This is a genomic window from Paenarthrobacter sp. NEAU-H11, assembly GCF_050573415.1.
In the GTDB taxonomy this organism is placed as follows: Bacteria; Actinomycetota; Actinomycetes; order Actinomycetales; family Micrococcaceae; genus Arthrobacter.
Map to the genome: position 1 here is coordinate 350,333 of NZ_JBNZGA010000002.1, position 13,298 is coordinate 363,630.

14 protein-coding genes are annotated in these 13,298 nt (G+C 66.4%); 4 read left to right on the forward strand and 10 right to left on the reverse strand.

Features of this window, described 5'->3' with window-relative positions; translation table 11 throughout:
- Positions 1–73: 73 nt before the first annotated feature.
- Positions 74–328: a glutaredoxin family protein gene (locus ACQ3DC_RS04210; RefSeq protein WP_157241237.1), complete on the reverse strand. Its 255-nt coding sequence runs from the start codon at positions 326–328 to the stop codon at positions 74–76.
- 89 nt (positions 329–417) lie between these two features.
- Between ACQ3DC_RS04210 and ACQ3DC_RS04215 the strand changes: the two genes are divergently transcribed.
- A complete protein-coding gene (locus tag ACQ3DC_RS04215) occupies positions 418–1,236 on the forward strand; it encodes an HAD family hydrolase (RefSeq protein WP_157241235.1) in 819 nt (272 codons plus the stop codon).
- A 67-nt stretch (positions 1,237–1,303) separates the two neighbouring features.
- Here the strand turns inward: ACQ3DC_RS04215 and ACQ3DC_RS04220 are convergent, their stop codons facing one another.
- From ACQ3DC_RS04220 to ACQ3DC_RS04255, 8 genes are all read right to left on the reverse strand, one after another.
- Positions 1,304–1,402, reverse strand: coding sequence for a 30S ribosomal protein bS22 (locus tag ACQ3DC_RS04220; RefSeq protein WP_003792170.1), 99 nt, complete (start codon positions 1,400–1,402; stop codon positions 1,304–1,306).
- 150 nt (positions 1,403–1,552) lie between these two features.
- Entirely contained in the window at positions 1,553–1,765 is a 213-nt protein-coding gene (locus ACQ3DC_RS04225) for a helix-turn-helix domain-containing protein (RefSeq protein ID WP_104998964.1), read from the reverse strand.
- A gap of 154 nt (positions 1,766–1,919) precedes the next feature.
- Positions 1,920–3,074: a 3-deoxy-7-phosphoheptulonate synthase gene (locus ACQ3DC_RS04230; protein WP_321214342.1), complete on the reverse strand. Its 1,155-nt coding sequence runs from the start codon at positions 3,072–3,074 to the stop codon at positions 1,920–1,922.
- A gap of 241 nt (positions 3,075–3,315) precedes the next feature.
- Positions 3,316–4,335 (reverse strand): acetylxylan esterase, encoded by a 1,020-nt coding sequence (locus tag ACQ3DC_RS04235; protein ID WP_430751623.1) that lies wholly within the window; start codon positions 4,333–4,335, stop codon positions 3,316–3,318.
- A gap of 46 nt (positions 4,336–4,381) precedes the next feature.
- On the reverse strand, positions 4,382–5,827 hold the full coding sequence (locus ACQ3DC_RS04240; protein ID WP_430751624.1) for a rhamnulokinase: 1,446 nt from the start codon (positions 5,825–5,827) through the stop codon (positions 4,382–4,384).
- On the reverse strand, positions 5,824–7,866 hold the full coding sequence (locus ACQ3DC_RS04245) for a bifunctional aldolase/short-chain dehydrogenase (RefSeq protein ID WP_430751625.1): 2,043 nt from the start codon (positions 7,864–7,866) through the stop codon (positions 5,824–5,826). The genes ACQ3DC_RS04240 and ACQ3DC_RS04245 overlap by 4 nt, the downstream gene beginning before the upstream one ends.
- An 11-nt stretch (positions 7,867–7,877) precedes the next feature.
- A complete protein-coding gene (gene rhaI / locus ACQ3DC_RS04250) occupies positions 7,878–9,044 on the reverse strand; it encodes an L-rhamnose isomerase (RefSeq protein ID WP_321214345.1) in 1,167 nt (388 codons plus the stop codon).
- An 87-nt stretch (positions 9,045–9,131) separates the two neighbouring features.
- The gene (locus ACQ3DC_RS04255) at positions 9,132–9,479 is read right to left on the reverse strand and encodes an L-rhamnose mutarotase (RefSeq protein WP_430751626.1); all 348 of its coding nucleotides are present in this window, start codon (positions 9,477–9,479) and stop codon (positions 9,132–9,134) included.
- A 151-nt stretch (positions 9,480–9,630) separates the two neighbouring features.
- Between ACQ3DC_RS04255 and ACQ3DC_RS04260 the strand changes: the two genes are divergently transcribed.
- Positions 9,631–10,653, forward strand: coding sequence for a LacI family DNA-binding transcriptional regulator (locus ACQ3DC_RS04260; RefSeq protein WP_430751627.1), 1,023 nt, complete (start codon positions 9,631–9,633; stop codon positions 10,651–10,653).
- 52 nt (positions 10,654–10,705) lie between these two features.
- On the opposite strand, the gene ACQ3DC_RS04265 is transcribed toward ACQ3DC_RS04260, so the two are convergent.
- The gene (locus ACQ3DC_RS04265) at positions 10,706–11,080 is read right to left on the reverse strand and encodes an STAS/SEC14 domain-containing protein (protein ID WP_157241224.1); all 375 of its coding nucleotides are present in this window, start codon (positions 11,078–11,080) and stop codon (positions 10,706–10,708) included.
- 226 nt (positions 11,081–11,306) lie between these two features.
- Between ACQ3DC_RS04265 and ACQ3DC_RS04270 the strand changes: the two genes are divergently transcribed.
- Positions 11,307–12,371 carry a spore photoproduct lyase family protein gene (locus ACQ3DC_RS04270; protein ID WP_430751628.1) on the forward strand — a complete coding sequence of 355 codons (1,065 nt, stop codon included), beginning with the start codon at positions 11,307–11,309 and terminating at the stop codon, positions 12,369–12,371.
- Between the two features lie 83 nt (positions 12,372–12,454).
- Positions 12,455–13,270, forward strand: a complete 816-nt coding sequence (locus ACQ3DC_RS04275) for a hypothetical protein (protein WP_430751629.1) — start codon at positions 12,455–12,457, stop codon at positions 13,268–13,270.
- The last annotated feature ends 28 nt before the right edge of the window (positions 13,271–13,298 follow it).

The window sequence follows — 13,298 nt, forward strand, 5'->3', positions numbered from 1 at the left end:
ACTCTAGAGCCCCATCAGCATTGCCAACAAAGCAGGTGACGCCGATGTCCGCATCATCACAAGGTGCTGCTCCCTACTGCGCCATTGCCTGCCGGAGCACGCGTTCAAGGCGGGCTTCGTCGATCTTCCAGAAATCGCGCTGCACCCCGTCCACCAGCACCACGGGGATTTCTTCCGCATAGCGTTCACGGAGTTCCGGCTGGTGGTCCACCAACTCCTCGTCCCACTCAAGTCCCAGCGACGCGGTAACCCGCCCGACGGCGTCGCGCGCGTCTTCGCAAAGGTGGCAGTCTGCTTTGGTGATGAGGAGGACGCGCGGTGAGGCCATGCCTTAACGGTATCCCCGTTGCCCGGGCGCGGCGACGTCCGGCGTGACACCGCAGTGGAATGAAGAGTGGATTGACTAGACTCAACTGCATGCCCGTCGAGAAATACGTCGCCGTAGTCACCAAGCCGGTTGCTGCGCCGCAGCCCGGCGAGGCGGCGTTCTTCGATGTGGACAACACCCTGATGCGCGGCGCCAGCCTCTTCCACGTTGCACGGAAGATGCACCAGCGCGGCGCCTTCACCATGACCCAGGCTGCCGGCTTTGCCTGGAAGCAGTTCAAGTTCGTGGCCCGCGGCGAGAACATCGACGACGTCCATGCGGTGCGCGACTCCGCCCTGACCCTCGCCGCGGGGATCACGGTCGACGACGTAAAGGCCTTGGGCGAAGAGGTCTACGACGAGATGATCGCCTCGAGGATCTGGCCCGGCGCCAAGGCCTTGGCGGAGCAGCACCTGCGGGTTGGCCGCCGGGTGTGGCTGGTGACCGCCACACCCATCGAAGTGGCCACCGTGATTTCCACCCGGCTGGGACTGACCGGAGCCCTGGGAACGGTGGGCGAAATACATGACGGCATGTACACGGGCCGGCTGGTGGGGGACATCCTGCACGGCTCCGCCAAGGCCGTTGCCGTCCGGGCCATTGCCGACGCCGAAGAGCTGGACCTGATGCGCTGCTGGGCCTACAGCGACTCCTACAACGACATCCCCCTGCTGACCCTGGTGGGCCACCCCGTGGCCATTAACCCGGACGCCCGCCTGCGCCGGCACGCCCGGGACAACAACTGGCCCGTCTACGACTTCCGCGCAGGCCGCCGCGCAGCCACGCTCGGGCTCAAAGCGGCAACGGCCTGCGGCGCCGTCTACGGTCTCTGGAAGGGGTTCGCCCGCATCCGGGGCCCCCGCGTCTAGGCAGCGCCAACAGAAATGCCCGCCACCTCGGAAGGCGGCGGGCATTTCCACGCAGTTCGAAGTATTGCTACTTCTTGTTGCGGCGCTGGTGACGGGTCTTGCGAAGCAACTTGCGGTGCTTCTTCTTGGCCATACGCTTGCGACGCTTCTTAATAACTGAACCCACGAAAGTTCCTCACAAACTAGATGCAGTACCTGTCTGATGGAAAAGGTTCGTGGACAGAGCTACGAACTGAACAACTGACAGATTCTTACAATGACGTAAAACGTTCCTTAACAGGGTACCGCTTCCGGGAGGCGGCTATGGACAAGCTTGTCAGGCGGTCTCGGTGTGGCCGTCCACCACAGCACCTTTGAGGTACTGCTCCACCGCCTGCTCCGGGACGCGGTAGGAGCGTCCGAAGCGCACTGCCGGCATTTCGCCGGAGTGGACCAGCCGGTACACGGTCATCTTGGAGACCCGCATAACCTGGGCGACTTCAGCCACGGTGAGGAACTTCGCGTTTGAGAAGTTCTGTTCTGGCGACATTTCCCATATTCCTTTGCTGACGGATGGACAACAGTGACCCCATGTTCATGCCAATGCGGTGTTCCGATGCTGAGCCATCCACCAACCACCTATCTAGATACTCTAGATGTTCCTGTGGCAGAAGTGAAAGTAGTACGGTCCCCTATTTCATCCCCTATTTAGTGAGAGCCGACTCCCTCCGCTTGCGGGCGGAGGCGGCCAGCTGGTCCAGGACAGAGACCGAAACATCCCACTCCATGCAGGCGTCCGTGACGCTCTGCCCGTACACCAGCTCCGGTCGTCCCGCGGCGTGCCCGGCAACATCGAGGTTCTGTGCGCCGCCCACCAGGAAGCTTTCCAGCATGACACCGGCAATCGCCTGGGCCGAAGTGCCGCCGTCTTCCAGCTGGGCGCCGATCTCCATGGCCACTTCGGCCTGGCGGTGGTGGCTCTTGCCGCTGTTGGCGTGGCTGGCGTCGACGATGAGGCGGGGGTTCAGCTGCTTGCCCGCCAGCTTTGCCGAGGCAGCCTCCACGTCGGCGGCAGAGTAGTTCGGTCCCTTGCGCCCGCCGCGGAGGATGACATGGGCGTCCGGGTTTCCGGCGGTGGACACCAGCGCGGCCCGGCCGTCGCCATCAATGCCGAGGAAGGCCTGGGCGGCCGCCGCCGCGCCGCAGGCGTCGATGGCTACCTGGAGATCGCCGTCGGTCCCGTTCTTGAAGCCGATGGGCATGGACAGGCCCGAGGCAAGCTGCCGGTGGATCTGGCTTTCGGTGGTGCGGGCCCCGATGGCGCCCCAGGAAATCAAATCCGCCATGTACTGCGGGCTGATCGGCTCGAGGAATTCCGTGGCCGTGGGCAGCCCCAGCGCGGTGACCTGCTGCAGGAAGCGCCGCGCGGTCCGCAGGCCGGTGACCATGTCGTGGCTGCCGTCCAGCCGCGGGTCGTTGATCAGGCCCTTCCAGCCCACCGTGGTGCGGGGCTTCTCGAAGTAGGTCCGCATGACGATGAGCAGGTCTTCCCGGTGCTTCTCGGCCTGGCTGACCAGCCGCCGCGCGTACTCCAGTCCCGCCTTCGGATCATGGATGGAGCAGGGTCCCACGATCACCAGCAGGCGGTCGTCCACACCGTCCATGATGGCGCGGACTTCGTCGCGTCCGCGTTCGACGACGTCCGCCGCCCGTGCGTCCAGCGGCAGTTCCGCGATGACTTCCTGGGGCGTGGGCAGCGCGGTGAATTCGCTGACACGAAGGTTGGACGTCGATTTTGCGGCTTCGGCGCCGGCGGCGGTCTGGGCTGTGGCGGATGCTTCTGCTGTTGCGGTGCTCATGTTCGGGTCCTGTTCCAGATGGGAAGCGGGCCCGGATCAGAACCCGCCGGAGAAACGGCGAAGGGCAGAGAATAATCTCTGCCCTGTTGGCTCTGAAGGAAAGTTGGATGCGTGTCAGTTAGACGCGGGCCCCTCCAGAGCCAACGAAAAATACGCATACCAACGGTTTGTCATGCCTTGAACCATAACCGCAACCTGTTGCCCCCCGCAAAGTGTTACGCCGCATCGCGGGACGGGCGGCCTACCCCAGCAGCTTCCGCAGGAAAAGCAGCTGCCTGATCCAGTGGTGCTCCTGGCCGCCCTCGTGGTTGTTGAACCTGTACACCTCGATCTCTTTCGCAGCACCGGTGGCCGGAACGCCGGGCGTCCCGCATCCGTACGCGTTGAAACTGGCAAAAACAGTCGAGGGCGGGCAGATGTCATCCATCTGCGCCGCCGAATACAGCGCCGGCGCGGTTGCCCAGCGTGCCAGGTTGACGCCGTCGAAATAGCGCAGCACCGCGAGGGCGGCGTCGTACCGGTCCCGGTGCCGGGCCAGGAACTGCGCTATCTCCGGGTACGGCCCGCGCGGGGTGATGTCGATGGCGCGGGGGAAGTCCTGCAGGAAGGGGACGTCGGGCAGGGCGGCGATGACGCCGTCGAGCCTTCCGGCCACCAGCCCGGCGACGGCCACAACGATGCCGCCGCCCTGGCTGACGCCGGCCAGCACCACGCGGGACGGGTCGACGGCGGGGTGGGACCGGGCAGCTTCCACGGCCCGGAAGGCGTCCACGTAGACCCGGCGGTAGTAATAACCGTCCCGGTTGGCGATGCCGCGGGTCATAAGGCCGGCGTGGGCCACGTCCCCGGCGGAAGGGTGCGGGTCCGGCGTCTCCCCCAGGGTGCCGCCGTAGCCCTGGCCCCGGGTGTCCATGATGAAGTGCGCGTATCCGGCCTGCGCCCACCGGGTGTCCTGGTTGACCAGCCCGCGGCCGCCGGAATATCCGACGTACTGGACCACCACGGGCAGCGCCGCATCGGGTTCCCGGTGCGCAGGGAGGTGCAGCCACCCCTTGACCGGAGCGCCGCCGTAGCCGGCAAAGGTCACGTCGAAGGTGTCGATGACGGAAAGGTAGTTCTCCACGGGTTCAAAGCCGGGGTCCAGGGGGAACTCCCGTGCTTCCGCGATGGTTGCGTCCCAGAATTCGCGCAGGTCCTCCGGCGGCGTCACGTCCGAGGTGTAGGTACGGAGCTGGGCGAGCGGGAGATCGAAGAGCGGCATGGTTATCGAATCCTGTCCTGTGTTGACGTGTCGCAGTGCGGTCAGGCTACAGCCGCGAGAGTTCCGGCGCGAACGCCTGCAGGTCATGGCCCTGCACCACCAGGGCGCGGAGCTCAGCCAGCCCGCCGCAGACGGCACCGGCCGCCCGTGCCTGCACCAGCACATTGCCCAGTGCGGTGGCTTCCACGGGTCCTGCCACCACTTTCCTGCCCGTGGCGTCTGCCGTGAGCTGGCACAGCAGCCTGTTCTGGGAACCGCCGCCCACGATGTGCACCACGTCGACGGTCCGGTCGGCGACGCGTTCGGCGTCGCGGATGGTGCGGGCGTAGCCGGCCGCGAGGCTGTCCATGATGCACCGTGTGATGGCTGCTGGATCGTTGGGCAGCACCTCTCCGGTGCGGCGAACGGCACCCCGGATGCGTTCGGGCATGTGGTCCGGGGCGATGAAGTAGGGGTCGTCCGGGTTGATCTGCGGCCCGCCGGCCGGCAGCGCGGCCGCCGCGGTGAGCAGCGCCGTCAGTTCGGGACGGACCCCTTCCTGTGCCCAGGTCCGCTGGCATTCGCTGAGCAGCCAGAGCCCGCCCATGTTCCGGAGGTACCGGATGGTGCCGTCCACGCCCCGTTCGTTGGTGAAGTTCGCCGCGCGGCTGGCTTCGGTGAGGACGGGGTGTTTCAGTTCCAGCCCCACCAGGGACCAGGTTCCCGAGGAGATGTACGCGAAGTTTTCCTCGCCGTCTTCCGCTTTGGCGGGGACTGCGGCGACGGCGGATGCGGTGTCGTGCGAGCCGACCGCCACCACCTTTGTATCCCGCGGCAGTCCCGACCGGGCGGCGATCTCCGGCAGCAGGGTGCCTATCGCTTCACCGGGCTGGATCAGCGGCGGGAACAGGTCCTTCCGCAGGCCCAGGGCGGTGAAGAACTCGGTGGCCCACTCCCCCGCCACGGCATCGAACAGGCCGGTGGTGGAGGCGTTGGTGGCCTCGGTCCGCCGCTGCCCGGTGAGCAGGAACGCGATGAGGTCCGGGATCAGCAGGGCCTGCAGCCCGTCCAGGTCCGGTTCGCTGGCCAGCTGGTAGATCGTGTTGAACTGCAGGAACTGCAGCCCGGTGGTGGCGTAGAGGCGGGCGGGGTCCAGTTTCCGGTGCACGGGTTCGACGGCGGCGCGGCTGCGGTCGTCGCGGTAGCTGAACGGCGGAGCCGTCAGCTCGCCCGCGGCGTTGACCAGGCCGTAGTCCACAGCCCAGGTGTCGATGCCGATGCTGAGGATCCGCTCGCCCTGCACGGCGGCAACCGTGGCCGCGGCCGTCAGGCCCTTCAGCACCTCCGCGAAGAGGGCGTCGAAGTCCCAGCGGAGGCCGCCGTCGATCTCCACCACGCCGTTGGAGAAACGGTGGACCACCTCCAGCTCCACGCCGCTTCCTGCGATCCGGCCCAGGATGACCCGGCCGGAGGAAGCGCCAATATCGACGGCGGCAAACACAGGCGTGTTCATCGGAGGAAGGCTGCGGCCACTCCGGCGTCCACGGGGATGTGCAGGCCGGTGGTGTGGGACAGTTCGCTGCCGGTGAGGACGGCGGCGGCGTTGGCGACGTGTTCGGGGAGGACTTCGCGTTTGAGCAGGGTGCGCTGGGCGTAGTACTTGCCCAGTTCCGTCTCGTCCACGCCGTAAACGGCGGCGCGTTTGGCGCCCCAGCCGCCGGCGAAGATCCCGGAGCCGCGGACCACGCCGTCGGGGTTGATGCCGTTGACGCGGATGCCGTGCTCGCCCAGTTCCGCGGCGAGGAGGCGGACCTGGTGGGCCTGGTCGGCCTTGGTGGCGGAGTAGGCGATGTTGTTCGGGCCGGCGAACACGGAGTTCTTGGAGGAGATGTAGATGATGTCCCCGCCCATGCCCTGGGCGATCATGACCTTTGCCGCGGCCTTTGCCACCAGGAAGGAGCCCTTGGCCATCACGTTGTGCTGCAGGTCCCAGTCCTTTTCGGTGGTGTCCAGCAGCGGCTTGGAGATGGACAGGCCGGCGTTGTTGACCACCAGGTCCAGCCCGCCGAACGCCAGCACCGCGGCGTCGATGGCAGCGGCGACCTGGGCCTCGTCCGTGACGTCGGCCTGGACACCGACTGCAACGTCCGGCCCGCCAAGCTCTTCGGCCACCTTCTGCGCGTTCTCGAGGTTGAGGTCCGCGATGACCACGCAGGCGCCTTCGGCGGCGAGGCGGGTGGCGATGGCCTTGCCGATCCCGGACGCCGCGCCGGTGACCAGGGCGATCCGGGTGGCGTGGGACTTGGGCTTGGGCATCCGTGCCAGCTTGGCTTCCTCCAGCGCCCAGTATTCGATCCGGAACTTCTCGGATTCCTCGATCGGGGCGTAGCTGGAGATGGCCTCGGCGCCTCGCATCACGTTGATCGCGTTGAGGTAGAACTCGCCGGCCACCCGGGCGGTCTGCTTGTTGGCGCCGTACGAGAACATGCCCACGCCGGGGACCAGCACGATGGCCGGGTCGGCGCCGCGCAGCGCCGGCGAATCGGCATCCGCGTGGCGGTCGTAGTAGGCCTGGTAGTCCTCGCGGTATCCGGCGTGGAGCTCCTGCAGCCGGGCAATCGAATCCTCGATGGAGGCGTCGGCCGGAAGGTCCAGGATCAGCGGCTTGACCTTGGTCCGAAGGAAATGGTCCGGGCAGGACGTGCCCAGCGCACCCAGGCGCGGGTGCCCGGCGGCTTCCAGGAAGTCCAGCACGACGGCGTCATCACTGAAGTGCCCCAGGACCGGCTTGTCCGTGGAGGCCAGGCCGCGGATCACCGGCGCCAGGGCCCCGGCTTTGGCGCGCCGCTCGGCCTCGGGCAGGGCGCCGTAGCCGGGCAGCTTCGCACCGAACGGCTCGGCCTTGCCGTTGTCCCTGATGTACTTCTCGGCCTGGTCGATGATCCACAGCGAGTTCTGTTCCGCCTCTTCGGAGGTGGCGCCCCACGCGGTGATGCCGTGCCCGCCCAGGATAGTGCCGATGGCCTGCGGGTTTGCGTCCTTGATCGCCGCGATGTCCAGGCCCAGCTGGAATCCCGGACGGCGCCATGGCACCCACACCACCTTGTTCCCGAAAATCTTCGCCGTCAGCGCCTCACCCTCGGCCGCCGTCGCAATGGCAATCCCGGAGTCCGGGTGCAGATGGTCCACGTGCGCCGCATCCACCAGCCCGTGCATCGCCGTGTCAATCGATGGGGCCGCGCCGCCTTTGCCATGCAGGCAGTAATCGAACGCGGCCACCATCTCGTCTTCACGCTCAACGCCCGGGTACACGTTCTTCAAAGCGTTCAGCCGGTCAAGGCGCAGCACCGCAAGGTTCCCGGCCCTCAAAGTACCCAGGTCCCCGCCGGAACCCTTGACCCACAGCAGCTGGACGTCCTCACCCGTCACCGGGTCCTTCTCCGTGCCCTTCGCCGACGTGTTGCCCCCGGCAAAGTTAGTGTTCCGCTTATCCGCACCCAGGCGGTTCGAACGGGAAATCAGGTCTTCAACAGTCTTGGCTGTGTTCTGCATGTTCATGCCTTTCAGGCGCCCCATCCGGCTTGCTGGCCGCCCACGCGGTCCTCGTTGATCTTCTTCTGGTAACCGCTGGCCTTGAACGCGGCCAGCGGGTCCGCGGGCAGGCCGCGGGATTCACGCCACTCGGCCAGGACCGGCCGGACGTCGGTGTAGAACGCATCATTGAAGATGCCGTTGGCGGCCAGCACATCTCCGGCACGCTGGGCCTCGGCCAGGGCCTCGGTGTCCACGAGCAGGGCGCGGGCGGTCATTTCCTGGACGTTCAGGACCGAGCGGATCTGGCCCGGGATCTTCTCCTCCAGGTTGTGGCACTGGTCCAGCATCAGCGCAACTCCAGAGTCCTTGCCGAACCCGCCGCCGCGGATCACCTCATGCATGATGCGGAACAGCTGGAACGGGTCCGCCGCGCCCACGATCAGGTCATCATCCGCGTAGAAGCGGGAGTTGAAGTCGAACGAGCCAAGCTTGCCCAGGCGCAGCAGTTGCATCACGATGAACTCGATATTGGTGCCCGGGGCGTGGTGGCCGGTGTCCAGGCACACAAACGCCTTCTCCCCGAGCGCGAGGGTCTGGGCGTAAGAGGTGCCCCAGTCCGGAACATCGGTGTGATAGAAAGCCGGCTCGAAGAACTTGTACTCCAGCACCAGGCGCTGCCCGTCCCCGAGGGCCGCGTAGATCTCCTGCAGGGACTCGGCCAGGCGGTCCTGGCGGCCGCGCATATCGTCCTGGCCCGGGTAGTTGGTGCCGTCCGCCAGCCAGATCTTCAGGTCCTTGGAACCCGTGGCGTGCATGATCCCAATGCAGTCCAGGTGATGGTCGATGGCCCTGCGGCGCACGGACTCATTGGACGAGGTCAGCGAACCGAACTTGTACTCATCATCCTGGAACGTGTTGGAGTTGATAGTGCCCAGGCCAACACCCAGGCCGGCCGCGTACTCCTTCAAAGCCGAGTAGTCATCCACCTTGTCCCACGGGATGTGCAGCGCCACCGTGGGCGCGAGGCCGGTCAGTTCATGGACCTTTGCGGCGTCCGCCAGCTTCTCCTGCACAGTGCGCGGGGTGCCGGGCGTGCCGAACACCCTGAACCGCGTACCCGAATTTCCATATGCCCACGAAGGGACCTCGATGGCAAGCTCCCCGAGCCTGCCCAGCGCCGTTGCTACGTCATTCATGATGATTCTTTCCGGTGTCTTGTGATGCTGTTGGTCTGCTGGATGCCGCCCCGCTGCTGGAGCCTGTTGTTTGCCGGCCCGCCGGCTTTAGGAGGTGGAGGCCTGTGCCGCGGCCAGCTGGCTGTCAAGGTTGAAGACTTCCTCCAGGACCTGGAACCCTTCATCGGGAGCCTGGCCAGGGTTTTCAAAAAGCGCTGCCATTTCCGCCTGCCACCGGGCGTTGACCTCGGTCAGGGCCATGCGGGCGCGGGCGGCATCGAAATCGTCGCATTCCACGTAGCCAACCAGGAGCCCGTCCCCGGCCAGGAACAGGGAGTAGTTGTTCCAGCCCGCGGCCTTGAGGGCGCGCAGCATCTCCAGCCACACGGCCGCATGCCGCCGCCGGTATTCGTCAATCAGCGCTGGCTGTATCGAGGAGCGGAAACACACCCTCATGTTGGACCCTCCTAAACTCGCGGAAACTTTGAATCGTTTCATTGTTACGATTCAAAGTACTCTTGAACTGGAGTAGGTGTCAAGCATTCCGGACAAGCCGTCCATGGGGCGGCCCGGACGCCTGGCACATCGCGCAGCAGCACGGAGAATCATGAACCGCTCAGCCAGTATCAAGGACGTCGCCAACCATGCCAGCGTGGCGGTGGGCACGGTCTCCAACGTGCTGAATTACCCTGACAGGGTCTCGCAGCGGACCAAGGACCGGGTGCTCAAGGCGATCGATGAGTTGGGGTTCGTCCGTAACGACGCAGCCCGCCAATTGCGCGCCGGCCACAGCCGCACCATCGGCCTGATCGTCCTGGACGTAGGCAACCCGTTCTTCACCTCCGTGGTGCGTGCGGCCGAGGACGCCGCTGCCCTGCACGGCAGTGCGGTGCTGCTTGGGGACAGCGGCCACGACGTCGGCCGGGAGGCCAATTACATCGATCTTTTCCAGGAACAGCGTGTCCAGGGACTGCTGATCTCGCCGGTGGGTGACGTGACGGAGCGCCTTGACCTCCTCCGCGAGCGCGGCGTGCCCACCGTACTGGTGGACCGGCTGGCTGACGAGGCAAAGTTCAGCTCCGTAGCAGTGGACGACGACGCCGGGGGGTACCTTGCCGCGCGGCACCTGCTGGACACCGGCCGCCGTCGGCTGGCCTTTGTGGGCGGCCCCACCTCCATCCGGCAGGTGGCGGACCGCCTGCAGGGCGCGCAGCGTGCCGTCAAGGAAGAACCCGACGCGTCGCTGGAGGTTCTGGCATCGGACGCCATGACGGTCCTGGCCGGGCGAAGCGTGGGGAACGCACTGGTGGAGCGGGGCCGGGAAAAGCTGCCGGACGGCATCTTCTGCGCCAACGACCTCCTGGCGCTGGGGGTCATGCAGTCCCTGACCATGACCCACACGTTCCGCATCCCCGAGGACGTTGCGCTGATTGGCTATGACGACATTGACTTCGCCGTCTCGGCCGTGGTTCCGCTGTCCTCCATCCGGCAGCCCACGGAGGCGCTGGGGCGCACGGCAATCGAACTTCTCGCCGAAGAAGTGGGGTCCCGGAACCCCACGCACCGTTCGGTGGTCTTCACGCCGGAACTGGTGGTCCGGCAGAGCACGGGGACTTCCGCCGGCGGCTGATATGGCACCGTCCGGTTAAGTAGGCATTGCCCGGTTGGCAGGCAACGCCCGGTCAGTCACCTTCCTGCAGCCATTTCATGGACTCTGTCCGGGAGGTGAAGAAACGGGTGGGGCAGGGCGGGATGTGCACGCCCAGGAAGAAGTTTGCGATGATCCGGTCTACCGGGCTTGCTCCCAGCAGCGCGATCCGGTTGGCAGCGCACGGGATGGAAAAGACAGCACGGGCTGCCCTGGTGACGTCCTCGGTGGTGGCCATGTCCACCAGCATCGGGTAAGTGCTGTCCCCCGCTATCTGGTTGACGGCAGCCATGGCTGCCCGTGCGTCCTGCAGCTCTATCCGGACCCTGGGTTCCCAGATCAGGTGGATGATGCCGTCGGAGCGGAGCTCCACCGTCCCCTTGCCGCCGTCGACAATTACAGGCTCCATAACCTGCCTCCCTCCCTGGGCGCACGCCCATGATCTTCCTATCTTGCCGTATGCCTCCGAAGCGGCGGACAGGCTTGTGCCAACGCAGGAGGCATTGCCCGTTGACTGTTTCGACATGGGTGGATTGGCCGTGGCTGTTGAGGAACTGGCGCTGGAGACCATAGCCTGGCGAGGCCCTGGGCTTAATTGCCCGCGGCCATCCCCGCGACTTGCAAGAATGGCCATCATGGACTTCAACCGGCTGCTGCAGATCCGCCGCATCTACGCGCAGCCTGCCGCACTGGAGCTGCCCCGGGGCAGGGACATCGTGGAACGGTGGCCGGACGCCGACGTCGTGCTTGTCGATAACCACTGGAACATCCCGGCTGTGCACGGTGATGAAACGAACGTGCCGCGCTGGTCCCGGATCAAAACGGAGGCGTTGGTCCTCGGGGTCAAGAAAGCGCTGACCGTCAAGCCGAACGGCAGGTCCGCAGACTTCATTGCGCCCTCAACCGCTAACGGCTGCGCCATGGCGTGCGCCTACTGCTACGTGCCCCGGCACAAGGGGTACAGCAATCCCGTCACGGTGTTCGCGAACATCGACCAGATCGCGGGGTCACTGGAGCGCCACGTTACGCGCCAAGGCATCAAGCTTGAGCCCAACCAGTGCGATCCGGAGTTCTGGGTCTACGACATCGGTGAGAACAGCGACTGCTCCGTGGACGCCCTTGTCAGCGACAACGTGGAAGATCTGGTCACGCTCTTCCGCGACCTGCCTACCGCCAAGCTGTCCTTTGCCACCAAGTACGTCAACCCGGCGATGCTGGGCTGGGACCACGGCGGCCACACCCGGATCCGCTTTTCCCTCATGCCCGCGGCTTTGGCGAAGTCGATCGACGTCAGGACCTCGCCGGTGGGCGAACGCATGGCGGCCATCAACGACTTCGTCGCTGCCGGCTATGAGGTGCACGTGAACTTTTCCCCGGTCATCATTACGGACACCTGGCTCAGCGACTGGGAGGAGCTGCTCTGCCAACTCGACGCGACGCTGAGTGCCGCTGCGAAGTCCCAGCTGGCGGCGGAAGTCATCTTCCTGACGCACAATGAACGGCTCCACGAGGTCAACCTCGGCTGGCATCCGCAGGCCGAGAGCGTGCTGTGGCGCCCGGACCTCCAAGAGGCAAAGGTCTCATCCAACGGCTTCACCAACGTCCGCTACCGCTCCGGAACCAAGGCCGGCTACGTGCGGCAACTGACCGCCCTGATTGGGAGGATCGCACCATACTGCCGCATCCGGTACGCCTTCTGAGGGTCCGGGTTCCTGGCCGGCGTCGGGGCGCGAACCGGGCCTCGGGCCAGGGCCTGCCCCGCCGCGCGGCGCTAGACTGAAGCATGACCGGCGCCCGCCCCCGTCTCTTGGCCTGGCTCCTCGTCCTGGCAGCCTTCCTCGGGGCCTGCACGCCCGCCGTCGGCATCAACGACGCCGTTACCGGGCAAGCGAGCCCGGCCTCCCCGGCGCCGGCATCGGCCGCCCTGACCGCCCCGCCGCCGGCGTCAGCGGCCCCGCCCGCCCCGTCGCCGGCACCCGCGGCACCGCCGGAACCCCAGCCGTTCGCCCTTAACCTTTACCAGGAGGGCGACTTCGTGCCGCAGTACACCTTTGACTGGTGTGTGGCAGCGAGCATCCAGATGGCCCACAACCTCGTCGACGACACGGGCGGCGGCACGTGGGCGGATTCCACCCAGCAGGGGGAACTCTGGGAGATGGCCCGGGCCCGATCGTCCAACTCGTTCAACGGCGCCAACCCCCTCGGGTGGGCGCAGGTGCTGACGGAGGTTGGCATGGGGCCGTACACGGTGGTCAGCATCGCCGACTACGGGACCGCGCTCCGGACGGCGGCGCGCGCCATTGCCGCCACGGGCCGGCCGGTGGGGCTGGTCATGTGGCGCGGCCGCCACGCATGGGTGATGAGCGGTTTCGAGTCGATCGGCGATCCCGCCCGGTTCCAGGATTTCTCCGTCACCGGCGTCCGGGTCCAGGATCCGCTCTACCCGCACGGCAGCGGGCAGTGGGGCCCGTCGCCCGCGCCCAACAGCCTGCTCACCCCGGAGGAGCTGGCAACGCAATTCGTGGTCCGCGAGCCGCGGCGCTGGAGCAGCGAACTGCCCACCGGTTACCTGATGGTGCTGCCGGTCGCCGGGGCCTGACCGGCCGCGGTTGGGGACAAAGGTCGAA

Bases quoted from the DNA above. Each gene is read 5' to 3' on its own strand.
- ACQ3DC_RS04210 (WP_157241237.1), bottom strand. From the start codon at position 328: ATGGCCTCACCGCGCGTCCTCCTCATCACCAAAGCAGACTGCCACCTT.
- ACQ3DC_RS04215 (WP_157241235.1), top strand. From the start codon at position 418: ATGCCCGTCGAGAAATACGTCGCCGTAGTCACCAAGCCGGTTGCTGCG.
- ACQ3DC_RS04225 (WP_104998964.1), bottom strand. From the start codon at position 1,765: ATGTCGCCAGAACAGAACTTCTCAAACGCGAAGTTCCTCACCGTGGCT.
- ACQ3DC_RS04230 (WP_321214342.1), bottom strand. From the start codon at position 3,074: ATGAGCACCGCAACAGCAGAAGCATCCGCCACAGCCCAGACCGCCGCC.
- ACQ3DC_RS04235 (WP_430751623.1), bottom strand. From the start codon at position 4,335: ATGCCGCTCTTCGATCTCCCGCTCGCCCAGCTCCGTACCTACACCTCG.
- ACQ3DC_RS04240 (WP_430751624.1), bottom strand. From the start codon at position 5,827: ATGAACACGCCTGTGTTTGCCGCCGTCGATATTGGCGCTTCCTCCGGC.
- ACQ3DC_RS04245 (WP_430751625.1), bottom strand. From the start codon at position 7,866: ATGCAGAACACAGCCAAGACTGTTGAAGACCTGATTTCCCGTTCGAAC.
- rhaI (WP_321214345.1), bottom strand. From the start codon at position 9,044: ATGAATGACGTAGCAACGGCGCTGGGCAGGCTCGGGGAGCTTGCCATC.
- ACQ3DC_RS04255 (WP_430751626.1), bottom strand. From the start codon at position 9,479: ATGAGGGTGTGTTTCCGCTCCTCGATACAGCCAGCGCTGATTGACGAA.
- ACQ3DC_RS04260 (WP_430751627.1), top strand. From the start codon at position 9,631: ATGAACCGCTCAGCCAGTATCAAGGACGTCGCCAACCATGCCAGCGTG.
- ACQ3DC_RS04265 (WP_157241224.1), bottom strand. From the start codon at position 11,080: ATGGAGCCTGTAATTGTCGACGGCGGCAAGGGGACGGTGGAGCTCCGC.
- ACQ3DC_RS04270 (WP_430751628.1), top strand. From the start codon at position 11,307: ATGGACTTCAACCGGCTGCTGCAGATCCGCCGCATCTACGCGCAGCCT.
- ACQ3DC_RS04275 (WP_430751629.1), top strand. From the start codon at position 12,455: ATGACCGGCGCCCGCCCCCGTCTCTTGGCCTGGCTCCTCGTCCTGGCA.